The 21,290-nt window shown below is 67.1% G+C and carries 23 protein-coding genes; 11 read left to right on the forward strand and 12 right to left on the reverse strand.

The features are described 5' to 3' along the window. Positions 1-62: 62 nt before the first annotated feature. The 3 genes from GRI62_RS07955 to GRI62_RS07965 form a co-directional block, all read right to left on the reverse strand. Positions 63-632, reverse strand: coding sequence for a fasciclin domain-containing protein (locus GRI62_RS07955; protein WP_131452807.1), 570 nt, complete (start codon positions 630-632; stop codon positions 63-65). A gap of 78 nt (positions 633-710) precedes the next feature. Further along, positions 711-1,856: an NAD(P) transhydrogenase subunit alpha gene (locus GRI62_RS07960; protein ID WP_131452808.1), complete on the reverse strand. Its 1,146-nt coding sequence runs from the start codon at positions 1,854-1,856 to the stop codon at positions 711-713. 10 nt (positions 1,857-1,866) lie between these two features. Next, positions 1,867-1,989 (reverse strand): aa3-type cytochrome c oxidase subunit IV, encoded by a 123-nt coding sequence (locus GRI62_RS07965; protein ID WP_188669320.1) that lies wholly within the window; start codon positions 1,987-1,989, stop codon positions 1,867-1,869. A gap of 183 nt (positions 1,990-2,172) precedes the next feature. Here GRI62_RS07965 and GRI62_RS07970 point away from each other — a divergent pair, with 183 nt between their 5' ends. Further along, entirely contained in the window at positions 2,173-3,591 is a 1,419-nt protein-coding gene (locus GRI62_RS07970; RefSeq protein WP_131452810.1) for a sigma-54-dependent transcriptional regulator, read from the forward strand. A 64-nt stretch (positions 3,592-3,655) separates the two neighbouring features. Then, on the forward strand, positions 3,656-4,300 hold the full coding sequence (locus GRI62_RS07975; RefSeq protein WP_131452811.1) for a hypothetical protein: 645 nt from the start codon (positions 3,656-3,658) through the stop codon (positions 4,298-4,300). An 8-nt stretch (positions 4,301-4,308) separates the two neighbouring features. On the opposite strand, the gene folP is transcribed toward GRI62_RS07975, so the two are convergent. From folP to GRI62_RS07995, 4 genes are all read right to left on the reverse strand, one after another. Continuing rightward, the gene (folP, locus tag GRI62_RS07980; RefSeq protein WP_234032730.1) at positions 4,309-5,421 is read right to left on the reverse strand and encodes a dihydropteroate synthase; all 1,113 of its coding nucleotides are present in this window, start codon (positions 5,419-5,421) and stop codon (positions 4,309-4,311) included. A 19-nt stretch (positions 5,422-5,440) separates the two neighbouring features. Continuing rightward, on the reverse strand, positions 5,441-6,571 hold the full coding sequence (locus tag GRI62_RS07985; RefSeq protein WP_373283015.1) for a site-specific DNA-methyltransferase: 1,131 nt from the start codon (positions 6,569-6,571) through the stop codon (positions 5,441-5,443). A gap of 244 nt (positions 6,572-6,815) precedes the next feature. Then, entirely contained in the window at positions 6,816-7,718 is a 903-nt protein-coding gene (locus GRI62_RS07990; protein WP_234032728.1) for an oxidoreductase, read from the reverse strand. Beyond that, positions 7,715-8,353 (reverse strand): ribonuclease HII, encoded by a 639-nt coding sequence (locus tag GRI62_RS07995; RefSeq protein WP_131452813.1) that lies wholly within the window; start codon positions 8,351-8,353, stop codon positions 7,715-7,717. The genes GRI62_RS07990 and GRI62_RS07995 overlap by 4 nt, the downstream gene beginning before the upstream one ends. A gap of 125 nt (positions 8,354-8,478) precedes the next feature. Here GRI62_RS07995 and GRI62_RS08000 point away from each other — a divergent pair, with 125 nt between their 5' ends. From GRI62_RS08000 to GRI62_RS08025, 6 genes are all read left to right on the forward strand, one after another. Continuing rightward, entirely contained in the window at positions 8,479-9,552 is a 1,074-nt protein-coding gene (locus GRI62_RS08000) for a PQQ-dependent sugar dehydrogenase (RefSeq protein ID WP_234032726.1), read from the forward strand. 44 nt (positions 9,553-9,596) lie between these two features. Continuing rightward, complete coding sequence (locus tag GRI62_RS08005) at positions 9,597-10,130, forward strand: GNAT family N-acetyltransferase (protein WP_131452815.1); 534 nt, start codon at positions 9,597-9,599, stop codon at positions 10,128-10,130. A 26-nt stretch (positions 10,131-10,156) separates the two neighbouring features. After that, a complete protein-coding gene (locus GRI62_RS08010; RefSeq protein ID WP_131452816.1) occupies positions 10,157-10,720 on the forward strand; it encodes a DUF1285 domain-containing protein in 564 nt (187 codons plus the stop codon). Further along, on the forward strand, positions 10,717-11,319 hold the full coding sequence (locus GRI62_RS08015; protein ID WP_131452817.1) for a CoA pyrophosphatase: 603 nt from the start codon (positions 10,717-10,719) through the stop codon (positions 11,317-11,319). Before GRI62_RS08010 ends, GRI62_RS08015 begins: the two co-directional genes overlap by 4 nt. After that, positions 11,312-12,541, forward strand: a complete 1,230-nt coding sequence (locus GRI62_RS08020) for a CCA tRNA nucleotidyltransferase (protein ID WP_131452818.1) — start codon at positions 11,312-11,314, stop codon at positions 12,539-12,541. The genes GRI62_RS08015 and GRI62_RS08020 overlap by 8 nt, the downstream gene beginning before the upstream one ends. A gap of 208 nt (positions 12,542-12,749) precedes the next feature. Further along, the gene (locus GRI62_RS08025) at positions 12,750-13,247 is read left to right on the forward strand and encodes a hypothetical protein (RefSeq protein WP_131452819.1); all 498 of its coding nucleotides are present in this window, start codon (positions 12,750-12,752) and stop codon (positions 13,245-13,247) included. 79 nt (positions 13,248-13,326) lie between these two features. On the opposite strand, the gene parC is transcribed toward GRI62_RS08025, so the two are convergent. Next, positions 13,327-15,654, reverse strand: a complete 2,328-nt coding sequence (gene parC / locus GRI62_RS08030; RefSeq protein ID WP_131452820.1) for a DNA topoisomerase IV subunit A — start codon at positions 15,652-15,654, stop codon at positions 13,327-13,329. A 106-nt stretch (positions 15,655-15,760) separates the two neighbouring features. Here parC and GRI62_RS08035 point away from each other — a divergent pair, with 106 nt between their 5' ends. After that, the gene (locus GRI62_RS08035) at positions 15,761-16,303 is read left to right on the forward strand and encodes a type 1 glutamine amidotransferase domain-containing protein (RefSeq protein ID WP_131452821.1); all 543 of its coding nucleotides are present in this window, start codon (positions 15,761-15,763) and stop codon (positions 16,301-16,303) included. Positions 16,304-16,403: 100 nt separating this feature from the next. Next, the gene (locus GRI62_RS08040; protein ID WP_131452822.1) at positions 16,404-16,622 is read left to right on the forward strand and encodes a hypothetical protein; all 219 of its coding nucleotides are present in this window, start codon (positions 16,404-16,406) and stop codon (positions 16,620-16,622) included. 16 nt (positions 16,623-16,638) lie between these two features. Here GRI62_RS08040 and GRI62_RS08045 read toward each other — a convergent pair whose 3' ends face one another. The 4 genes from GRI62_RS08045 to GRI62_RS08060 form a co-directional block, all read right to left on the reverse strand. After that, positions 16,639-17,928 (reverse strand): class I SAM-dependent methyltransferase, encoded by a 1,290-nt coding sequence (locus GRI62_RS08045; protein ID WP_131452823.1) that lies wholly within the window; start codon positions 17,926-17,928, stop codon positions 16,639-16,641. 85 nt (positions 17,929-18,013) lie between these two features. After that, positions 18,014-18,355 carry a 2Fe-2S iron-sulfur cluster-binding protein gene (locus GRI62_RS08050; RefSeq protein ID WP_131452824.1) on the reverse strand — a complete coding sequence of 114 codons (342 nt, stop codon included), beginning with the start codon at positions 18,353-18,355 and terminating at the stop codon, positions 18,014-18,016. After that, positions 18,352-19,422 (reverse strand): cysteine desulfurase family protein, encoded by a 1,071-nt coding sequence (locus GRI62_RS08055; RefSeq protein ID WP_131452825.1) that lies wholly within the window; start codon positions 19,420-19,422, stop codon positions 18,352-18,354. The genes GRI62_RS08050 and GRI62_RS08055 overlap by 4 nt, the downstream gene beginning before the upstream one ends. Positions 19,423-19,431: 9 nt before the next feature. Then, complete coding sequence (locus GRI62_RS08060; RefSeq protein WP_131452826.1) at positions 19,432-20,445, reverse strand: cysteine desulfurase family protein; 1,014 nt, start codon at positions 20,443-20,445, stop codon at positions 19,432-19,434. Positions 20,446-20,558: 113 nt separating this feature from the next. Here GRI62_RS08060 and GRI62_RS08065 point away from each other — a divergent pair, with 113 nt between their 5' ends. Continuing rightward, positions 20,559-21,215 carry an alpha/beta hydrolase gene (locus GRI62_RS08065; protein ID WP_131452827.1) on the forward strand — a complete coding sequence of 219 codons (657 nt, stop codon included), beginning with the start codon at positions 20,559-20,561 and terminating at the stop codon, positions 21,213-21,215. The last annotated feature ends 75 nt before the right edge of the window (positions 21,216-21,290 follow it).

Raw genomic sequence — 21,290 nt, forward strand, 5'->3', positions numbered from 1 at the left:
GAACGCAAAAGGCGCCGGCTCCCGCATGGAGAACCGGCGCCCGGAAACGGACTTGTCCGTTATTACATCGAGGGAGTGAGAACCCCGTTGACCACGTGGATCACGCCGTTCGACTGCATGACGTCCGCCTGGGTCACGTAGGCACTGCTGCCGCCCTGGCCCATGATCATCACGTTGCCGTTGTTCATGCGGAAGGTAAGCGGGTTGCCCTGCACGGTGGTGTAGGTCGCGGTGCCGTTGCCGGCGCGGATGGCCGCCATGATATCGGCAGCGGTGATGCGGCCGGGCACGACGTGATAGGTCAGCACGCTGGTCAGCATCGCCCGGTTGGCGGGCATCATCAGGCTGCTGCGCGTGGCAGCGGGCACGCGGCCAAAGGCCTCGTCCGTGGGGGCGAACACCGTGAACGGCCCGGCAGAGTTCAGCGTATCGACCAGCCCGGCCGCGGTTACCGCCTGCACCAGCGTGGTATGGATCGGCGAGTTGGCGGCGTTGGCCACGATGGTGCGGTTGGCATACATCGCCGCGCCGTCGACGTAGGCGACATCACCGCCCATGCCGCCATCCATGGTCGTGCAGCCAGCAGCCGTCAGGCCGAGGGCGGCCACTATCGGAAATACGAATTTTTTCATGCTATTTATCCCTGTCTGTCCCGTCTCTTGCTGCAAGCTACGTCACGAACAGGAAACTGGATGCGCGGGGAGGCAAATCTATCCTGCGGGGGCGGCTTCCAGCCGGGGATTGACGACCGCGCCGTTCTGCGTCAGCCGCACGGCGTTACCGATCTCTTCGTCGAGCACGGGCCGGCCCCCTTCCTTATCCCAGAAGGCGCTGAGAAAGTTGTAGAGGTTGCGCGAATAGAGCGCACTCGCGTCCGCCGCGAGGTGTCCGGCGGTGTTGGCAAATCCCATGATTTTCACACCATGCCGCTCTACCACCTGGTCGGCCATGCTGCCTTCCACGTTTCCGCCCGTTCCATCGCCCTGGGCGACGGCGAGGTCGAAGATCACGCTGCCCCGGCGCATGGTGGCGATCTGCGCATCGGTGACGAGGCGCGGCGCGGCGCGGCCGGGGATCAGCGCGGTGGTGATGACGATGTCCTGCCTGGCGATGTGCGCGCTGACCAGTTCGGCTTGCGCCTTTTGGTAGTCTTCGCTCATCTCAGTGGCATAGCCGCCGCTGCCCTCGCCCTCGATGCCGGCCACGCTTTCGACGAAGACCGGCTTCGCACCCAGTGACTGGATCTGTTCCCGCGTGGCGCTGCGCACGTCGGTGGCGGAAACCTGCGCGCCGAGGCGCCGCGCGGTGGCGATGGCTTGCAAGCCCGCGACACCCACACCCATCACGAAGACCCTCGCGGCCTGCACGGTGCCGGCCGCAGTCATCATCATGGGAAAGGCCCGGCCGTAAAGGTCGGCCGCCGCGATCACCGCCTTGTAGCCGGCGAGGTTGGACTGGCTGGAGAGCACGTCCATGCTTTGTGCGCGGGTAATGCGCGGCATGAACTCCATCGCCAGCGCCTCCAGCCCGGCGGCGGCGTAGGCCTCCACTTGATCGCGCGCGCCGAAGGGATCGAACGTCGCGGCGACCAGCGCACCCGGCCTTGCACCTGCCAGCAGCGCGGGATCGGGGGCCTGGACGGCCAGCACGATATCCGCGTCGCGGCTCGCGGCGGGTCCGGGAAGCACCGCGGCCCCGGCCTCGGCATAGGCGGCATCGGCAATCGCGGCCCCGATGCCGGCGCCCTCCTCGATTGCCACGCTCGCGCCCAGGGCGATGAACTTCTTCACCGTTTCCGGCGTGGCGGCGACGCGGCTTTCTCCCGCGGCGCGCTCTTTGAGGATCGCTATCCGCACCCGGCGGGTATCAGGCGATCAGGTAGACGACGAGAGCCGCGATCGCCGCGATCACCGGAAGGATCCACTTAAGGGAATCGATGAAGCTGGCGTAGGTGCCGCGGTGGGCCTTCATGTCGTTTGCACTGTCCATAATGATGCGTGCCTCTCGTTGGCGTGTTGCGTATGGCCCATGCTCTATCCGCGCGCGGCGCTGCGCTCAAGTGCCAAGCCATGGTTAACGCGGCCCGAACTCAGGCTTAATGGGCCTTTTACTCCTCCCCGCTATCGCTTGCTTTCCAGGCCCGGATTCACGGGCGCGAATGGTGACGGGTGCATGGCCGAGGCCGAACAGCGACTTTTTATGCTCATCGACGACGAACCGGCGCACAGCCGGCTCGTCTCCGCACTGGCGGGCCGCGAGGGCTGGCGAACGCTGGTGGTCGGCGATTCGGAATCCGCCATCGCCACGCTGGGCACGCGCCAGGGGATGCAGCTTTCCGCTATCATCCTCGACCAGAGCGTGCCGGGCGACCGCGCCTGCGAACTCATCGCCGAACTGAAAGAACGCCGGCCCGCCCTGCCGATCCTGATGCTGACCGCCAATACCAGCCCGCAGCTGGCGGTGGAGGCGATGCGCGCAGGGGCCACCGATTACCTCGTCAAGCCGGTCGCCCCGGACCGGCTGATGCAGGCGCTGCGCAATGCCACCATGCGCGACACCCATCATGACGAGCTCAGCCCGCTCAGTGAAAAGATGCCGTCCAACCTCGATTTCGACGCAATGGTCGGCACCGCCCCGCCCTTTCGTGACGCGCTGGCGAAGGCAGCCAAGGCGGCGCGCGGCCACGGCCACGTGCTGATCGAGGGGGAGAGCGGGACCGGCAAGGAAATGCTGATCCGCGCGATGCACGGCGCCAGCCCCCGCGTCAAAACCGCGTTCCGCACGCTCAGCATTGCCCATATTCCTGCAAGCAGCCTGGAATCGGTGCTGTTCGGGCACGAGAAGGGCGCCTTTCCCGGTGCCTTCGAGCAGCAGGTTGGTGCATTGCAGCATTGCGACGGCGGCACACTGGTGCTCGATGAGGTGGATCGCCTCTCGCTCGACGTGCAGGACCGGCTGGCGCAGGTGATCGAGACCGGGCAGGTGAAGCCGCTGGGCGCGCAGTATGCCTTCAAGGTGGACGTGCGGATCGTCGCGGCGAGCAACCTGCCGCTTGCCGACCTTGTGGCCACCGGGCATTTTCGCGCACGGCTGCTGGCGGCGCTGTCCCGCACCAGCATCATGCTGCCGCCGCTGCGCCAGCGCGATCGCGACATCGGCGCGCTGACCCGCTATTTCCTCCACCAGATCGGCCAGCAGCCGGGCCTGCGCCCGCTCGGCATCACCGGGGACGCCCTGCGGCTGCTCGGCGCCTTCGACTGGCCGGGCAACGTGCGCCAGTTGCAGGCGGTCCTGTTCCGCGCCGCGGTGTTCTGCGACGGCGATGCGTTGACCGCTGACGATTTTCCGCAACTGCGTGAGATCGTCGGCGACATCCAGATACCCAAGCGCCCCACGCGCGACAGCGCCGGCGTGCAGCTATACGAGGCAGACGGCAACCTGCGCCCGCTGGAGGAAATCGAGGCCGACGTCATCCGCCTCGCCATCGGCCACTATCGCGGACGCATGACCGAAGTGGCCCGCCGGCTGGGCATCGGGCGCTCCACGCTCTATCGCAAGCTGTCCGATCTCGGGATCGATAACGCCGCCTGAGAAAAGTCGCTTCGGGTCGTCGCAAAACGCGGAACCGGACCGCGATCTCAAACGCTTTTATAACATGCATCAATTCGTTAAGTCGGCCGTCGGGGCCACCGTGATGGTGCTGACGGCAGGTTGCGAGCAAAGCGGCGACGACACGGATCGTGCCGCAATGCCGCTCGCAACGCAGACGGCTGGCGAAAGCACGCGCAACGCACGTCTCGGACCGATCGCCTATACCTTCGACAATACGCAACTTGTGCCCACCGAGGTGACGCTCGGCATACCCCCAGGTTATGAGGCAAAGGCCTTTGCCTCCAAACTCATTCCCGTCGACCGTGCGCAAAATCTCGGCACGGAACAATGCCGCTATGACGCGCGCGAAGAGCCGGTTCCGTGTGATGCGTCTCGCGAAAGCGGGCTTGCCCTTGCTCTGCTCGAGCGGCCGATCATCGAATATCGCGCCGCTTTCGACGACGCGGACATTCTGCCCGCCATGCTGGAAGACGTCCGCCTCGATGGGTCGGAAGGCTTCACCTACCTCGCCCAGAAGCCGGACGGCAGCGGTATCCAGTACAGCTTTCTCGACGTCGATGAGCGCACGATGCTGCTCGTCCGCTATTACGAAGGGGCCGAGCCTGCTCTCGAAGAGGAAGTCTCCGCCGTGCTCACGAGCATCAAGCAGTCCCTAATCGCGCGCAAGGCAGAAGACACGCCGCAATAGGCCGCAGGTCATTCGGCGAGCCCGGCAAAGTCGGTCAGCGCCGCGTCGCGCAGACCGCGCCACACGTTCCTCGCCTGGACCGTCTCGAACACGTCGTGTACGCGCAGCAACTGCACGCCCGCATCCATGCCCAGTTGCGCCAGCGCCAGGCTGCCGCCCGTTCGCTGGTGCGCCGCGGCTTCGTTGCTTAGCGCCCCGACCATGCGCTTGCGACTGGCACCCAGCAGCAGCGGGCAGCCAAGCGCGTGATACATGGCAAGGTGGTTAAGGACCGCGAGGTTCTCCGCCAGTGATTTGCCGAACCCCACACCCGGATCGAGCACGATGCGCGTCGCCGCGATGCCGCCGGCAATGGCCCGGTCGCGCGCCTGTTTGAGGAAATCGAACACGTCGAAGGCGACGCTGTCATAGGCGGGTTCGGCATGAAGGTTCTCGCCGCTGCCGGGCGCGTGCATCAGCACCACAGGCTTCTCGCTGGCTGCCGCAAATTCCAGGCTGCGCGGATCGAAGCGCAAGGCCGAGACATCGTTGATGATTGCCGCGCCGGCGCCGATTGCCGCCTCCATGACCGCGGGCCGCCGGGTATCCACGCTGACCGCCGCGCCCATCGCAACGCAATGCGCGATGGCGGGCACGACGCGGGCGGCCTCCTCGCCTTCCCATACCGGCTTGGCTCCCGGCCGCGTGCTTTCCCCGCCTATGTCGATGATGGCCGCTCCGGCTTCGTGCATGGCGGCGGCATGGCCGCGCATGGCCTCGGGATCGTCCATGAAGCGGCCGCCGTCGGAAAAGCTGTCCGGCGTGACGTTGAGGATGCCCATGACCTGCGGCTGGTCGAGCCACACGGTGCGCGGGCCGAGCTGCAGGGGCGGATGCGCGGTGCGCAGGCCCGCCCACTGCGCCTCGGCTTCGGGCCCAAGTTCGTCCGGCAGCCTTGCCAGCGCGGCGTCGATGCCGGCGGGGGTCACGACCTCGCGGCTAACCGTCCGCCCGCCGCGCCGCACGACCAGGGCGAATTCGCGAGCATAGACCATGCCGCCCGCCAGGCGCACCGCGTCCCCCTCCACCGCCTGCGGACCGGAGACGGTGGTGACGGGATGGATATAGAGGGTGTCAGTCACGATCCGCCGCCTACCTGCATCAGTCCTCGCTCGCCAGCAGGTACAGCCCGCGCGCGGCGTCGATCGGCTTCATCTCCCCGCCGCAGTCGTAATGCCAGAAGGTCCAGCCGTTGCAGCTTGGCGCGCCCTGCAAGTCCTTGCCGACACCGTGGATGGAACCGACCTGCTTGCCGCACTCTATGCTGCCATCGGCGCGCACGGTGGCAGTCCAGCGCCGACCCTTGTCGAAGATCGGCGTGCCGGGCTTCAGCAGCCCGGCCTCCACCACGGCGCCAAAGGCAACGCGTGGCTGGCTCTTGCGGCTCTGCATGGTGGCAAGCGCGCTTTCGTCGAGCGGCAGTTCCTTTGCTATCCGCGCATGGGCGACCCGGCGATAGCCGTCCTCGCGCTCGCAGCCGATCCATTCGCGACCCAGCCGCTTGGCCACCGCGCCCGTGGTGCCGGTGCCGAAGAACGGGTCGAGCACCACGTCGCCAGGCTCGGTCGTCGCCAATAGCACGCGGTAGAGCAGCGCCTCGGGCTTTTGCGTCGGGTGCGCCTTGTGGCCGTCCGCATCCTTCAACCGCTCCCCGCCCGAACAGATCGGAAAGGTCCAGTCGCTGCGCATCTGCAATTCGTCGTTCAGCGTCTTCATCGCGCGATAGTTGAAATGATATTTCGCCTTCTCGCCCGTGGACGCCCACAGCAGCGTCTCGTGCGCGTTGGTGAAGCGGGTGCCGCGAAAATTGGGCATGGGGTTGGTCTTGCGCCAGACGATGTCGTTCAGCAGCCAGAAGCCGAGGTCCTGCAGGATCGCGCCCACCCGGTAGATGTTGTGATAGCTGCCGATCACCCACAGCGCGCCATCCGGCTTCAACACCCGCCTGCACTCCGTCAGCCAGTCACGGGTGAAGTTGTCGTAGACGGTGAAGCTGTCGAACTGGTCCCAGTGATCGGTCACGGCATCGACGTGGCTGCCGTCGGGCCGGTTGAGATCGCCGCCCAGTTGCAGGTTGTAGGGCGGATCAGCGAACACGAGGTCGACGCTGGCGTCGGGCAGGCGGCGCATGGCCTCCACGCAGTCGCCGGACAGGATCTGCCCTAGCGGCAGGCTGGCCTTGTCGACAATGGCCTTGCGAACGCGCGGCTGCGCGACACGGATTTTCGTCAGATTTCCCACATGACCCCCTCGAGTTATCCACAGGGTGAATCCTCCGGAGTCCGCGGTCAAGCGCCTAATTTGCCACGCCATCCCAGCGCGTGGGGGGAACGAAGCGGGTCCGGCACAACATGTTGAGTCCGGCCCTTCCGGCAGGGCTCGCTATCTTGTGGTGTGGCGCGAAGGACTCGCTGTTCGACCGCTTCCGCATGGGCCTGCAAACGATCTGTCGCTGGCCCCGCCGGGCAGCCGCGTATTACAGTGCGAGCGTTACGCCGGTCATCGCCTCCGACACATCCCACAGCCGCGCAGAGCACACCGGATCGCGCGCCTGCGGCATGGCATGGGCGCGGGCGGAGCGACTGCCGCGAATCTCGCGAAAACCGTAGGGGCCGAAATAATCGCCGCCTTTCGCATCTGGGTCGGTCGCCGCTTGCAGAGCGGGCAGCGCGCCCTGCTCGGCAGTGTTGAGCGCCCACCCCATCACCGGCTGCACCAGCGCGCCGCCCCTGATATGGCGCGTGAGTTCCGACGCCGCGATGCCGGGGTGGCAGGCCATGCTCCGCACCGGCGATCCGGCAGCCTCCAGCCGGCGGTGCAGTTCGAACGCGAACAGCGGGTTCGCCAGCTTGCTCTGGGCATAGAAGCGCGTGCGATCGTATCCCTTCGCCGCGTCGAGGTTGTCGAAGGTAATCCGGCCGCGCCGATGGGCAATGCTCGACTGGATGACGACGCGCGTATCCCGTCCTTCGGCCAGCTTGGCGACGAGTGGCAGGGTCAGCGCGAAATGGCCGAGATGGTTGACCGCGAACTGCAATTCCGCGCCAGCGGTGGCGTGCGAAAGCGGCGGCATCATCACGCCGGCATTGTTGACGAGCAGATCGAGCCGATCTTCCCGCCGCGCCCGGTCGACCGCGCCAGCCACGCTCGCCAGGTCGGCAAGGTCCAGTTCCACGAAGGCGAGATCGGCGCCCGGCACCGCCGTCCGGATCCTGTCCATCGCCCGTTCGGCGCGCTGTTCTTCGCGGCAGGCCAGCAGCACCCGCGCGCCCTTCATGGCAAGATGGCGAGCGATCTCGAAACCTATGCCGGTATTGGCGCCGGTGACCATCGCCGTGCGGCCCGCCTGATCGGGGATATCGGCAAGGGCAAAGGTCACGCGAACAGCTCCATCTGCGCGACGGGGGCAAAGCTGCGGCGGTGGAGCGGCGTCGGCCCGTGGGTGCGCAACGCGGCCAGATGCTCGGCGCTGCCATAGCCCTTGTTGCGCTCCCACCCGTAATGCGGATGGTCGCGCGCGGCCTCGGCCATCAGCCGGTCGCGGTATTCCTTGGCAAGGATACTGGCCGCGCCGATCGCCGGCTCGCGCGCGTCCCCCCGCACGATCGCGCGGGCGGGCCAGCGCCATTCGGCACGGCGACCACTGGGGGTGAGATTGCCGTCGACCAGCACCTCGTGGCAATCAAGGCCCAGCGCCTCGCACAGGTGATGCATGGCCATGGTCATCGCCAGCATCGTGGCGCCGAAGATATTGAGCCGGTCGATATCCTCCACACCGACCACGCCGATGCCGAAGGCGCAGCGGCGGCGGATGCGGGCCTCCGCCTCGGCGCGGGCGGAGGGGCTGAGCGCCTTGCTGTCACCCAGGCCCTTTGGCCTAGGCTTGCAAAGCACCACGGCGGCGGCCACCACGGGGCCGGCCAGCGGTCCGCGCCCGGCCTCGTCAACCCCGGCGACAAGCGGCAGGGGGCCGAGACCGGCACAAAAATCAGGTGAAGGTGTTCCAGAGAGCATGAGCAAGACTATTCCCAGCGCCGCCTTATTCTTTGCAACCCTTGGCCTCGCAAGCTGCCAGGCCGCGGAAATGGGGGATACCGCCCCGGTTTCCGCATCCAGTTCGGCCAGCGCCGTCGCACGGGGTGAGGCCGTCGCGCTGCAGGGGCAGTTCGCCCTTTGCCGCGACCAGCCAGGGCACTTATGCGGAACCCTGGGCGCTGGCGTTCGAGCCGGGAACGGGGCGCATCTTCATCACCGAGAAACGCGGCACGGCGAAACTCTACGATCCGGCGAGCGGCACCACCCGCGAGGTGACGGGTCTGCCCGAGGTCGCCTATGGCGGCCAGGGCGGCCTGGGCGACGTGGCCTTTGCACCCGACTATGCCAGCAGCCGCACGATCTATCTCAGCTGGGCGCAGGCCGCCAGCAGCGGCGCCCGGCGCGCTGTGGTGGGTCGCGGCACGCTGTCGTGCGAGGCCGCAGGCGAATGCCGGGTCGAGGGTCTGACGCAGATCTGGCAGCAGAGCGTGCCGATCGAGAGTCCCGGCCACTTCAGCCACAAGATCGCCTTCAGCCCCGACGGGCGTTACCTGTTCGTCGCCAGCGGTGACCGGATGCAGGGCGCCCCGGCGCAGGACCTCACCAACAACCTGGGCACCGTCGTGCGTCTTACCCCCGATGGCCGCGCCGCACCCGGCAATCCGTTTGCGGATCGCGGCGGGGCCACTGCCGAGATCTGGAGTTACGGCCACCGCAATATTCTGGGCATCGGCTTCGATCCGCAGGGGCAGCTCTGGGAAATCGAGCACGGTCCGGCCGGCGGTGACGAGCTGAACCGTGTCGAGCGCGGCGCCAACTACGGCTGGCCGACCCGCAGCAACGGCGATAACTATGATGGCAGCAACATCCCCGATCACACCGCAGACGATGGCTTTGCCAAGCCCGCGATCAGCTGGGATCCGGTCATCGCGCCCGGGGACATGATCTTCTACACAGGCGACATGTTTGCCGATTGGCGCGGACAGGTGCTGGCGGCGAACCTGCGCACCACCTCCATCAGCCGCATCGCCGCAGATGCCAGCGCGAACAGCGCCAGCGAGGAGGCGCGGTACGAGTTCCCCCACCGGCTGCGCGACATTGCCCAGGCTCCCGACGGGGCGGTGTGGGTGATCGAGGATGGCGAAGGCGGACGGCTTATCCGCCTGACGCCGCGCTAGTTTCGATTGCGCACCCGGCCCGCCCGCCCTATCGGCGCGCGCCCATGGATGCCGCAACCGCCACGCTGATCCCGCTCGAAGCGGTCGAGCCCGCGATGATCGAACACTTGCTCGATCGCGCGTTCGGCGATGGGCGTCATGCCCGCACCGCCTATCTCGTGCGACAGGGCACCGAATGGCTGCCTGGCCTGAGCTTCGCCATGCTCGACGAGGATGCGCTGCTGGCCGGCACGATCCAGGTCTGGCCGGTCGCGCTGACCGATCCCGGCGGCCGCCGCCACCCGATGCTGATGGTCGGTCCCGTCGCCGTCGTGCCCGAACGGCAGGGTGAGGGCTTCGGCCAGGCATTGATGGCAGCGATGACCGCCACGATCGACGCCTCGGCGAGGCAAGGGGCAGCCCCCCTGCCCCAGGTCCTGATCGGCGATCCCGACTATTATCAGCGCTTCGGCTTTGCCGCCGCGCCCCCGCAGGGGTGGCACTTGCCCGGCCCGTTCGAGCGCCATCGCCTGATGGTTCGCTGCGACAATCCGGCCGTTCTGCCGGACGAAGGCACGCTCGGCCCTTGGATTGGCTGACGCGCCGTGCCATCGGACTGTAACCGATGGCCTATGATGTTCCCCCCGACCTTGCCGCGCTGAGCCTTGCCGAGATCACCGACCTGGTCGCGGCGCGCAAGCTGCCGCCGGTCGACCAGTGGAACCCGCAGGCCACCAGCGACAGCAGGATGCGCATTGCCGAGGGCGGCACGTGGTATCACGACGGCAGCCCGATCACCCGCGCAGGGATGGTGCGCGCCTTTGCCAGCCTGCTGCGCCGCGATGCGGATGGCAGCCACTGGCTCGTCACCCCGCATTACCGGCAGAGTATTGCCGTGGAGGATGCAGCCTTCATGGCGGTGGACATGAAGGCCGAGGGCGGCGCACTGACATTCCGCCTCAACACCGATGATCTTGTCGTGGCCGGCCCCGATCACCCCCTGCGCGCCGCGGGCGATGCCGATGCGCCGGCGATCTACCTCGCCGTGCGCCATGGCACGGAGGCGCGGCTGGACCGGTCAACCTGGCTGCAACTTGTCGATCACGCGCTCGCCGGCGGCGGCGATGGCAGTCCCGATACCCTGCGCGTGGAAAGCCAAGGCGCGACATTCGTCCTGGTGCCGGCATGAGCGCGCTGTTCGATCGGCTTGCGCGGCTGTTCGAGGCCACCCATCACATCGGCATAGAGGGGATGCGCGACGACAGCGATTTCGCGCCCGAACCCTTGCGCGATGCCGCCGTGCTCATCGCCGTCACCGACCGCGCGGACCCCGGCTTGTTGCTCACCCATCGGCCAGAGACCATGGCCGCCCATCCCGGACAGGTCGCCTTTCCGGGCGGCAAGCTGGAGCCGGGCGAGGATGCCATCGCCGCGGCACTGCGCGAGGCCGAGGAGGAACTAGCCATCGACCCTGCGCAAGTGCGCGTGGTGGGTGCGGCCGAACCGTTCGTCACGGGGTCGGGCTTCCTGCTCACCCCGGTGCTCGGCCTCGTCCCGCACGATCTGCCGATCCGGCCCGACCCGCGCGAAGTGGCCGACTGGTTCGAGGCGCCGCTGCGCCACGTTCTCGACCCCGCGAACCACGTGGCGAAAACAGGCCTGTTTCGCGGGCACGAGCGTGCCTACACCCAAATCGACTGGCAGGGCCACCGCATCTGGGGCATCACCGCCGGCATCATCGTCAACCTGTCACACCGGCTGGCGTGGACGGAACTGGCCGATGGCTGAGGACGCGCGAAGCCTGCCTCCTACACTGCCCGCCAACGCCTGGTGCGGCCGCGCCGACCTGCTGCGCCTTGTCGAGGTGCTGGGCGCAGAGAACCTGCGCTGGGTCGGCGGCGCGGTGCGCGATACGTTGCTGGGCAGCAGCGCGCACGATATCGACGCTGCCACGACGCACCAGCCCGCAGAGGTCGTGCGGCGACTGGAGGCCGCCGGCATTCGCTCCGTCCCCACCGGCATTGCGCACGGCACCATTACCGCCGTGCTCGACGGCGGCCACGTGGAGATCACCACGCTGCGCCATGACGTCGCCACCGATGGACGCCACGCCAACGTTGCCTTCACGGACGACTGGCGAGAGGACGCCGCAAGGCGCGATTTCACCATCAACGCGCTTTATGCCCATCCCCTGACGCTCGAGATTTTCGACTGGTTCGGCGGATTGGCCGATCTCGCCGCCAGCCGCGTGCGCTTCATCGGCGACGCGCGGGCGCGTATTCGCGAGGATCACCTGCGCATCCTGCGCTATTACCGCTTCCAGGCGCGGTTCGGCAGCGTGCTGGATGCCGAGGCGGAGGCCGCCTGCGCCGAACTTGCCCCCATGCTCAAGGGCCTCAGCCGCGAGCGGGTGGGCTGGGAATTGCAGAACCTGCTCTCCCTCGCCGACCCTGTGGAAACGGTGCGACGCATGGCCGGGAATGGCGTGCTTGCCGTGGTGCTGCCGGAAACTGGCGAGCGCGAGATCGATGCCTTTGCCGCGCTCGTGAAGGCGGAGGCGGACGCTGCCTTGCCGCCATCCTCCATCCGCCGGCTAGCCGCGCTGCTGCCCGCCGATCCCCGGGTGGCCGAGACCGTTGCCGCACGGCTGCGCCTGTCCACGGCGTCGCGCCGCCGTTTGGTGACGGCGGCCCGGCGCGACGACGCGCCCGGCGATGCCCGCGCACTCGCCTTCCGGCTGGGGCGGGAGGAGGCCTACGACCGGTTGCTCCTCACGGACAGCGATACGGCTCCGCTCAACGGCTGGGACATTCCGCAGTTTCCGCTGAAGGGCGGCGCCGTGGTGGAGCGCGGCGTGGGTGCGGGGCCCGCTGTCGCACGCATCCTCAACATGGTGCAGGATCGCTGGATTGCAGAGGGCTTCCCCGACGCCGAACGGGTGCATGCGATGCTCGAAGACCTGCTGGCCGCCGAGCGCCACAATCCGGACACAGTCAACATCAGTACTTGAAACCTGCCGTTCCGATGGTGCAGGAGGGGTTCAGGGAACAGGCCTTACAAGGCGATCCCAAGGGAAGGGACCGGATTGGGTCCCAGTGTCTGCCCCGGGTATCTGGCCCGGACGGCTTGCCGCCCGCATAGATGTTTCCGGCCATCGTCGGATACTATCCACCACGCTCTGCGCCTCATGCGCGCATGGCTCAACAAGGGAATTTCGCATGAAGATTATCGCTTTCACCGCCGCTGCCGCCTTGGCCGCCCTCACCGCCGCGCCCGCCGCGGCGCAGGATGCTGGTGCCACCGTGATGGGCAACGACGGCGTCGCCATCGGCACCGTACTGGCGAACGACGGCACCACCGTGGTTCTCGACACGGGCACCTGGCAGGTTCCGCTCGGCCCCGATGCCTTTGCCCAGAACGAGGGCACATGGACGCTCAACACCACCAAGGCCGAGCTTGAGACCGCCTACAGCGGCATGGTGGCCGAACAGGAAGCCGCGCTCGCGTCGGCGCTGACCGTGGGCGCCGAGGTGGTGACCGCCGATGCCCAGGCGCTCGGCCCGGTGAGCGAGGTCAACGATACCACCGTGGTCGTCACCCACATGGATACCCCGCTCGCCCTGCCGCGCGAAGCCTTTGCCGTCGACGGCAACGGCACGCTGATGGTGCGCGCCGACATGGCGGCGATCATGGCGGCGATGAACGGCGCCGGCTGAACCTCGGCACGACGCATTTGGAAGGGGCCGGCGGAGCGATCCGCCGGCCCCTTTTTTTGCGTCGCCTGATCCTATCGCGTCAAAAGGTGTTGTCCTTCGGGAAACCCTGCGGGGGCAGGCGGCCCGCCGCGCCGCGGGCGACCTTCCACATACCGATTTCATTCTCCGTCCGCGTGCGGCCCGTATCGCCGCCCATCGCCCAGCTGAGCCCATCGGCAAGCGTGAACGTGGTCGCATCCGACAGGCCGCCGCCACCCGGCCCCGGGCGGTAGCGTTGCAGGGTCACGCCCTGCCCGCGGCTCATCACCGGCATCTCCTCCAGCGCGAAGACCACCAGCTTGCGGTTTTCTCCCACCACCGCGACATGATCGTGTGCGGGGGCGACGGGACGGACCACCAGCAGCTTCGCGCCGGCTTTCAGGTTGACCACCTGGCGGCCCTTGCGCGTTTCGGCCAGCAGCTCGTCGGTGATGGCGACAAAGCCCTTGCCGATGGTGCTGGCGAGCAGGAGCTGCTTGTCCCTTTCGTGCACCACCAGGTTCACGATCTTCGCGCTCGCATCGATGTCGAGCGTGTTGCGCACCGGTTCGCCGAAACCGCGCGCACCGGGCAGCCGGTCCGCCCCCAGCGTGAAGAAACGCCCGTCGTCGCCGGCGATGAGGAGCTTGTCGGTCGTCTGGCAATGGATGGCAAAGGCCGGCCCGTCGCCTTCCTTGTACTTGAAATCGCCCGCGCCGTCCGTGCCCAGGTCGACGTGGCCCTTGGCCGCGCGCACCCAGCCCTTCTGGCTCAGGATGACGGTGACCGGCTCCTTCTCGATCATCGCGCCCGGATCGTATTCCACCGTCGGGGCGGCCTCGGCGATGGTCGTGCGGCGGCGGCCCAGCGCGGTCTCTTCGGCATAGTCCTTGCGCAGCGCGGCCATGTCCCGTTTCAGGCGGTTGCGTTGCTTGATCGGGCTGGCCAGCAGCGCCTCGAGCTCGCCCTGTTCCTTCAGCAGGTCATCCTTTTCGCCGCGCAGCTGCATCTCTTCCAGCTTGCGCAAGCTGCGCAGCCGCATGTTGAGGATTGCCTCGGCCTGGCGGTCGGTCAGAGCGAATTCGGCCATCATCACGGCCTTGGGCTCGTCCTCGGTACGGATGATCTCGATCACCCGGTCGAGGTTGAGGAAGGCGATGATGTAACCTTCGACCAGCTCCAGTCGGTCGGCGATTTTCGCCAGTCGATGCTGGCTGCGGCGCTGTAGGATGTCGATCTGGTGCGCCACCCAGTGGGTCAGCAGTTCCTTCAGCCCCATCACCATCGGCGTGCGCGTATGATCGAGCACGTTGAGGTTGAGGCTGAAACGCGTCTCCAGATCGGTGAGCTTGTAGACGCTTTCCTTCAGCAGTTCCGGATCGACGTTGCGGCTGCGCGGCACCAGGACGATGCGGATATGCTCGTCGCTCTCGTCGCGCACGTCCTCCAGGATCGGCAGCTTGCGATCGCCGATCAGCGCGGCAATCTGCTCGATCAGCTTGCCCTTGGGCACCTGGTAGGGGATTTCGCTGATGACCAGCTGCCAGCCGCCGCCCTTCGCGCGCTCGATCCCCGCAAGCCGGTTGGTGTCACTGTCGGCTTCGGGCGCATGGAACCTGCCGCGCAGGCGAAAACTGCCGCGCCCGGTTTCATAGGCGTGGGATATGGCCGCGGCGCTATCCACCACCAGCCCGCCGGTGGCAAAGTCCGGACCTTGGAACTTGGCCATCAGTTCGGCATGGGTGACGTCCTTGTTGAACAACACCAGCTCGGCCGCGTCGAGCACTTCGGCCACGTTGTGGCTGGGCACGGATGTGGCCATGCCCACCGCGATCCCGCTCGACCCGTTGGCGAGGAGGTTGGGGAACAACCCAGGGAAAAGGACCGGTTCCTCCTCCTCGTTGTTGTAGGTCGGCACGAAGTTCACCGTGCCCTCGTCCAGCCCGGCCATCAGCTGCATCGCGGTGCGCGTCAGGCGGCATTCGGTGTAGCGTTCGGCCGCCGCGCCATCGCCATCGATGTTGCCGAAATTGCCCTGCCCCTCCACCAGCGGATAGCGCAGCGAAAATGGCTGGGCGAGGCGCACCATGGCATCGTAGAGCGCCACGTTGCCGTGCGGGTGGTACTTGCCCATCACGTCGCCGACGACGCGGCTGGACTTCTTGAACGAGCTGTCGGGTGACAACCGCAGCCCGCGCATGCCCCACAGGATACGGCGGTGAACAGGTTTCAGACCGTCGCGCAGATCGGGCAGCGAGCGCGCGGTGATCGTGGAGAGGGCGTAGACCAGGTACCGTTCGGACAGGGCGCTTTCGAACGGCTCGCGCTCGATCCCTTCCTCGGCAATGGGCTCGTCGGGCGTAATCGTGTCGTCGGGAGGGCTTGCCATGCGGCTCGCCCTATCACCGTCACCGTTCGGCTGACAGTTCGGAAACCGCCTCTTTCCCCATCCGTTGGGCGAGCAAAGGCTAATTCAAAGAAAGGTCCTTTCCCCAATGTCAAAGCGCATCATGATCCTCGCCACCAACGGTTTCGAGCAATCCGAACTGGAACAGCCCAAGGCGACACTGGAAAAGCAGGGCTACGAATGCATCGTCGTCAGCCCGGAAGAGGGCGAGATAAAGGGCTGGGACCAGGATAACTGGGGCGACAGCGTGAAGGTCGACATGGCGCTCGCCGACGCCAACGAGAGCGATTTCGATGCCCTCGTTCTGCCCGGCGGCCAGATGAACCCCGATATCCTGCGCATGGAAGACAAGGCCATCGAACTCGTTCGCGCCTTCGACGATGCAGGCAAGCCGATCGCGGCGATCTGCCATGGCCCGTGGCTGCTGGTGGAAGCCGACATCGTCGACGGTCGCAAGGTGACGAGCTGGCCGTCGGTGCGCACCGATTTGGAAAACGCCGGTGCCGACGTGGTGGACGACAAGGCCGTTGTCGACGGCAACCTCGTGACCAGCCGTAACCCGGACGACATTCCCGCCTTCTGCGAGGCGCTGATCGACCTGCTCGAAACCGAGACTGCCGAAATCGCCTGATCGGCTTTCACCGTCAGTTCGCGGAAGGCCCCGTCGCTCGACCGAGCGGCAGGGCCTTTTGGCGGCTGGGTCAAACGAAAAGTGAAATGCGCGCGTGGCGATGAGCCGGATGACGGTAAGCTACGAAAGCGCCGCGCCAGTAGGCATTGAATTTCTTTCACCGGCGCGCGGCGCATTCGGTGCAGTCGGTGGGATTCTCGGCTCTCTGGCGGCCATTGCCATTCTGCTGGCGACGGTTGGCATACCGGTGCTAGGCGGCTTGCTGGGCCTGCGCTGGCTCAGGCAGCGGCTTGCCGTGGGTCCCGCGGCGGTGGGCTGATCGCTTGCAGGCGGTCCTAGCGGCTGGCGAGCACAGCCGCCTGCCGCAGGACAGCCTCGGCGTGCATCTCTCCTGACAGGGCAAAGGCGAACGGGCCTTCTTCCCAGTAGGCAAGCGAGCGGCCGTCCTGCCGGGTCAGCAAGGGCAGCCGTTCGGCCGGCGTTTCGGCGCGCGTGGCGAAGAGCGAAAAGCTCTCGCCCTCGCCGGTTCGGAAAGCGACCGCCACCGAAACGCCCAGGTCCGATGGGAACACCTGCACGTCCTCGACCCGCCAACCTGATGGCACGGCTGGCAGCGCAATACCGGTTGCCCGTTCAATCTCCGTCCGGTCCAGCAGTGCACTGTCCACCTGCGATGCCATGCGTCTGCGCGCCTCGCTCGCATCGAAGGATGCATCGGCCTCGGCAATGAAGTTCGCTGCGCTCGCCGGCTGGGTGCTGACGCCCAGGTCGTTGGCGAGCCAGCCTGCCCCGAAGGCGGCGGCGACCATGGCGGCGCGCTTCCATCCGGCGAGCGGCGCACTGCCGCGGCTGGCACGAAACGGCAAGACCTCAGCCGAACGCAGCCGGTGACCGACCAGTGTGCCCTTGGTGCTGCCCGACACGCGTTCGAACCGCATCTGCGGCCAGTTGCTGCGCCAGCGCCGGGCGACGATCCGCTCACCCGGGCGCGCCGCATCGTCAAGCAGCACGATGGCACCGGGCGAAAGGCGGTCGAACAGGCTTTCCGCAGCACCGCGGATGGTGGGATGCACGGTCCACGGCGGGCCGTCGATGATGAGCAGGTCGATCTGCGCCGGAACCTCGGGCAGATCGTACCAGGTGCCGGACCATCCCGGAATTTCCGCACGCAGCGGCGCGTGCTGCAACCGGGCCGACGCCCCTTCCTCGCGCAGCCAGTTGCGCGTCGCGTCCACGAAACCCGCGTGCTGGTCGAAACTGTAGAGCTGGCCGCCGCCGTTCAATGCCAGCGCCCGCGCGCACACCAGCGTGGATGCGCCCGCGCCAAGCTCCACCACCACCTGCGGCCGCAGCTCTTCAACGGCATCGACGATGCGGTGGAGAAAGCCCGTGTCCGCCTTCCAGCTGCCCAGGTTGGGCAAGGCATCGTCGGCCAGCCCCACGCGCTTCAGCAACGCGCGCTTGCTGGCCTTGGTGCCGCCCCACAGGCTCATCGCCAGCCACGGCCAGCCGATCGCACCGAAGCCGATGCGCCAGGCAGTGTCGGTCCACGAACGCCGGGGGACGGCAACGCTTTGCTCGCCATCGTCAAGGGTGCGGAATTGAGTGGTGTGGCGCGAGGTCATGATGGCTTACCGGGTTGGGGGGACGGCGGCGGGGTCCTTACGACCACGCGCTAGCCGCGCCAATGTTAATCGACGCTGGCACGGATCAGAACCCTTGCGCATCGTTGCTGTCCGCGGGAATGCGAACCGCGATCCCGTCGAGCGCAGGGGACAGCACGATCTGGCACGACAGGCGACTGGTGGCATGAACGTCGGCGGCGAGGTCGAGCATGTCCTCCTCCTCCTCGCTGGGCGCAGGCAGCTTGCCGAACCATTCGGGCGCCACGATCACGTGGCAGGTGGAACAGGCCATTTGGCCCTCGCACGTGCCCTCCAGCGGCAAACCGGCCGCCTGCCCCACTTCGAGCAGACGATCGCCGACGGCGGCTTCGGCGTCGATCCGCTCGCCCTTGCGGGTGACGAAGTGGACTTTCACGGATTGCGTCATTGCCCGTTCGCCGCGTCGAGAATGGCGGCAACGCCCGTTTCAAGCTGCTCCATCGTGGTGTAGCGGCCCCAGCCGATGCGGATCGAGCTCTTCGCCTGTTCGTCCGACAGGCCGATGGCTTTCAGCACATGGCTGGTCTTGCCCGAACCGCTGGCACAGGCGCTGCCGGCAGAGAACATGACGTCGCGACATTCGCTCATCAGACGCGCCACGTCGAGCCCGCTGCGACGCACGTTGAGGTTGGCGTGAAGGCGCGTGTCTTCGTCACCGTTCAGCGCCCAGTTGCTGGCGAACATGGCGCGCGCACGGGTCCACAGCTTCTCGGCATGATCGGCGTCATCGTCCATCCGCTCCTTTGCCACCGCCGCCGCCGCGCCGAATCCGGCGACGAGCGCAGTGCTGAGCGTGCCCGAGCGATAGCCTTCCTGCAAACCGCCGGTGATCTGCGGATCGAGTTCCAGCCCGTGCCGGACCCACAGCGCGCCGATGCCCTTGGGGCCATAGATCTTGTGCGCGGAAATGGCGATCATGTCCGCGCCCGTCACCTCCATCTTGCCGTAGCTTTGCACGGCGTCGCACAGGAACAGGGCGTTGTGTTCCTTGGCCTTGCGGTGCCATTCGACGGTGGGCTGGATCGTGCCGATCTCGTTGTTGACCTGCATCACGCAGACCAGCCGCGTGCCCTGCGGCAGGCTCTGGCTGGTATTGCACTGTCCGTTCGCGGCGACGTTGAGCAGGTGGCGGCGGCCCAGCGCCTCGGCCGTTTCATAAACGGCGGCGTGCTCGATGGCGGAAACGCTGATCGGGCCATCGCCGCCCGCCCCCCGCATGGCGAGGTTGATCGCCTCGCACGCGCTGCCGGTGAAATGCACCGTGCCGCCCGGCGGCAGCAGGCCGGCCACCTGCTCGCGCGCGAAATCGATCGCCGCGCCGGCCATGCGGCCCATGCGGTGCGGGCTGTGCGGATTGCCGAAACCGGAGCCCTCCGCCGTATCCAGCCATTTCAACATGGCATCGCGCGCCTCGGGCGCCAGCGGCGTGGTGGCCTGGTTGTCGAGGTAGATCATCGCCCGCCCCTAGAGCGAAGCCCAGGCCTGCGCAAATGCGTCCAGCTCCGCCGCTGTGGTGTTCCACCCCAGGGAGACACGGATCGTGCGCCGGGCGGTGTCGTCGTCGAGACCGAAGGCCTTGAGCACACGGCTGGGTTTGAGCGATCCGGACGAACAGGCGCTGCCTGCCGAAACTGCGAAACCCAGCGCGTCGAGCCGGATCAGCAGGGCCTGCGCGCTCATTGACGCGTGCGTGAGGGGCACGATGTAATCGACCTGCTGGCCCATGCGCAGCACGCTGTCGCCAAACCCCGCCACGAATGCTGACCGTTGTTCCGGGCTCGTCGCCCAGTCGCCCGCTTCCAGCGCGGCGGCCATGCCCATCGCGCCGGGCAGGTTCTCCGTCCCCCGCCGGTAGCCGCGCTCGTGCCCGCCTGCGGGCTTGAGCATGGCGAAATCCCTGACCAGCAGCGCGCCGATACCGATGGGACCGCCGAACTTGTGCGCCGCGACGATGACCATGTCGGCCATCGCTGGGACGGCCAGCTTGCCAGCGGATTGCGCGCAATCGACGAACAGGGACCCGTATCTGCCATGAACGACTTTGGCGATCGTTTCGATGTCCTGGCGAGTGCCAGTTTCGGAATTGACCTGCTGCACCGCTACCAGCGACCGCGATGCGATGTCCGCACGCAGCGCGAGACAGCCATCGACGAGGCCCAGTTCCTGTGCGCCCCGGCTCGCCACGAAGCCGTAGATGGCGTCATGTTCGACGCCGCTGAGCGCTCTGGTGGAAACAACGGCATCGTCAAATGCCAGTCGTGCCGCCTCGCTCGCACCGCTGGTGAAGATCAGTTCGCCCTGCCAGCCCAGCGCCGCCTTGCAGCGTTCGCGCGCATCCTCCAGCGCGGCGCGGGCGCGGCGGCCCTCTGCGTGCGGACTGGACGGGTTGGCCCACATCGCGAAGCCTTTTTCCATCGCCGCTCGCGCCTCGGGCCGCAGGGGCGAGGTGGCGGCGTGATCCAGATAGATACGGCTCATGTCAGAAGAATTGCGATTTTCGGCACCATGCCTATATAGCCGCCACCTTCCGCCGCGCCAGTCGATCCCGGCTGCCTTGGCGGGCCACCATTCCAGCAAGGCCATATCCGCCCATGCCGCATGTCATCTTTCCCGGCCCCGAAGGCCGTCTCGAAGGTCGTTTCAACCCCGGACCGCGGCCGCGCGCGCCCGTTGCCATGATCCTGCACCCGCACTCGCAGGGCGGCGGCACCATGAACGACCGGATCGTGCAGCGGCTGTACAAGACCTTCGTGAACCGCGGCTTTGCCACCCTGCGCTTCAACTTTCGCGGCGTGGGCCGCAGCCAGGGCAGCTTCGACAACGGCATTGGCGAGCTGTCGGATGCGGCCAGCGCGCTCGATTGGGTGCAGCAGATCCACCCTGAAGCGCAGGTGACTTGGGTCGCCGGCGTCAGCTTTGGCGCGCTGATCGGGATGCAGCTGTTGATGCGCCGCCCTGAAATCCGCGGCTTCATCTCCATCGCCCCGCCCGCCAACATGTACGATTTCAGCTTCCTGGCGCCGTGTCCGGCCAGCGGCATCTTCGTGCAGGGAACGGCGGACACGGTGGTGCAGCCGCAGGCGGTGACCAAGCTGGTGGAAAAGCTGCGCACGCAAAAGCACATCACCATCCACCACGACGAGATTCCACGGGCGAACCACTTCTTCGAGAACGAGACCGACGAGCTGATGGCCTCCGTCGACAAGTATCTCGACTTCCGCCTCGACCCGAGCTGCCCGATCACCTGATCGCGGCGCAAGCCCGCCATTTCCGGTGCCGCAAACCCCGTCAGCCCTGGCTGGCGGGGTCGCTCTTGCTTGGGT

The organism is Aurantiacibacter arachoides (assembly GCF_009827335.1).
Taxonomy (GTDB): Bacteria; Pseudomonadota; Alphaproteobacteria; order Sphingomonadales; family Sphingomonadaceae; genus Alteraurantiacibacter; species Alteraurantiacibacter arachoides.

Excerpts from the sequence above, each read along its gene's own strand:
- GRI62_RS08005 (WP_131452815.1), top strand. The coding sequence starts at position 9,597 with ATGGATGCCGCAACCGCCACGCTGATCCCGCTCGAAGCGGTCGAGCCC.
- GRI62_RS08055 (WP_131452825.1), bottom strand. The coding sequence starts at position 19,422 with ATGATCTACCTCGACAACCAGGCCACCACGCCGCTGGCGCCCGAGGCG.
- GRI62_RS07965 (WP_188669320.1), bottom strand. The coding sequence starts at position 1,989 with ATGGACAGTGCAAACGACATGAAGGCCCACCGCGGCACCTACGCCAGC.
- GRI62_RS08035 (WP_131452821.1), top strand. The coding sequence starts at position 15,761 with ATGTCAAAGCGCATCATGATCCTCGCCACCAACGGTTTCGAGCAATCC.
- GRI62_RS07975 (WP_131452811.1), top strand. The coding sequence starts at position 3,656 with ATGCATCAATTCGTTAAGTCGGCCGTCGGGGCCACCGTGATGGTGCTG.
- GRI62_RS08020 (WP_131452818.1), top strand. The coding sequence starts at position 11,312 with ATGGCTGAGGACGCGCGAAGCCTGCCTCCTACACTGCCCGCCAACGCC.
- GRI62_RS08025 (WP_131452819.1), top strand. The coding sequence starts at position 12,750 with ATGAAGATTATCGCTTTCACCGCCGCTGCCGCCTTGGCCGCCCTCACC.
- parC (WP_131452820.1), bottom strand. The coding sequence starts at position 15,654 with ATGGCAAGCCCTCCCGACGACACGATTACGCCCGACGAGCCCATTGCC.
- GRI62_RS08010 (WP_131452816.1), top strand. The coding sequence starts at position 10,157 with ATGGCCTATGATGTTCCCCCCGACCTTGCCGCGCTGAGCCTTGCCGAG.
- GRI62_RS07955 (WP_131452807.1), bottom strand. The coding sequence starts at position 632 with ATGAAAAAATTCGTATTTCCGATAGTGGCCGCCCTCGGCCTGACGGCT.
- GRI62_RS08040 (WP_131452822.1), top strand. The coding sequence starts at position 16,404 with ATGAGCCGGATGACGGTAAGCTACGAAAGCGCCGCGCCAGTAGGCATT.
- GRI62_RS08060 (WP_131452826.1), bottom strand. The coding sequence starts at position 20,445 with ATGAGCCGTATCTATCTGGATCACGCCGCCACCTCGCCCCTGCGGCCC.
- GRI62_RS07970 (WP_131452810.1), top strand. The coding sequence starts at position 2,173 with ATGGCCGAGGCCGAACAGCGACTTTTTATGCTCATCGACGACGAACCG.
- GRI62_RS08065 (WP_131452827.1), top strand. The coding sequence starts at position 20,559 with ATGCCGCATGTCATCTTTCCCGGCCCCGAAGGCCGTCTCGAAGGTCGT.
- GRI62_RS08050 (WP_131452824.1), bottom strand. The coding sequence starts at position 18,355 with ATGACGCAATCCGTGAAAGTCCACTTCGTCACCCGCAAGGGCGAGCGG.
- GRI62_RS08045 (WP_131452823.1), bottom strand. The coding sequence starts at position 17,928 with ATGACCTCGCGCCACACCACTCAATTCCGCACCCTTGACGATGGCGAG.
- GRI62_RS07995 (WP_131452813.1), bottom strand. The coding sequence starts at position 8,353 with ATGCTCTCTGGAACACCTTCACCTGATTTTTGTGCCGGTCTCGGCCCC.
- GRI62_RS08015 (WP_131452817.1), top strand. The coding sequence starts at position 10,717 with ATGAGCGCGCTGTTCGATCGGCTTGCGCGGCTGTTCGAGGCCACCCAT.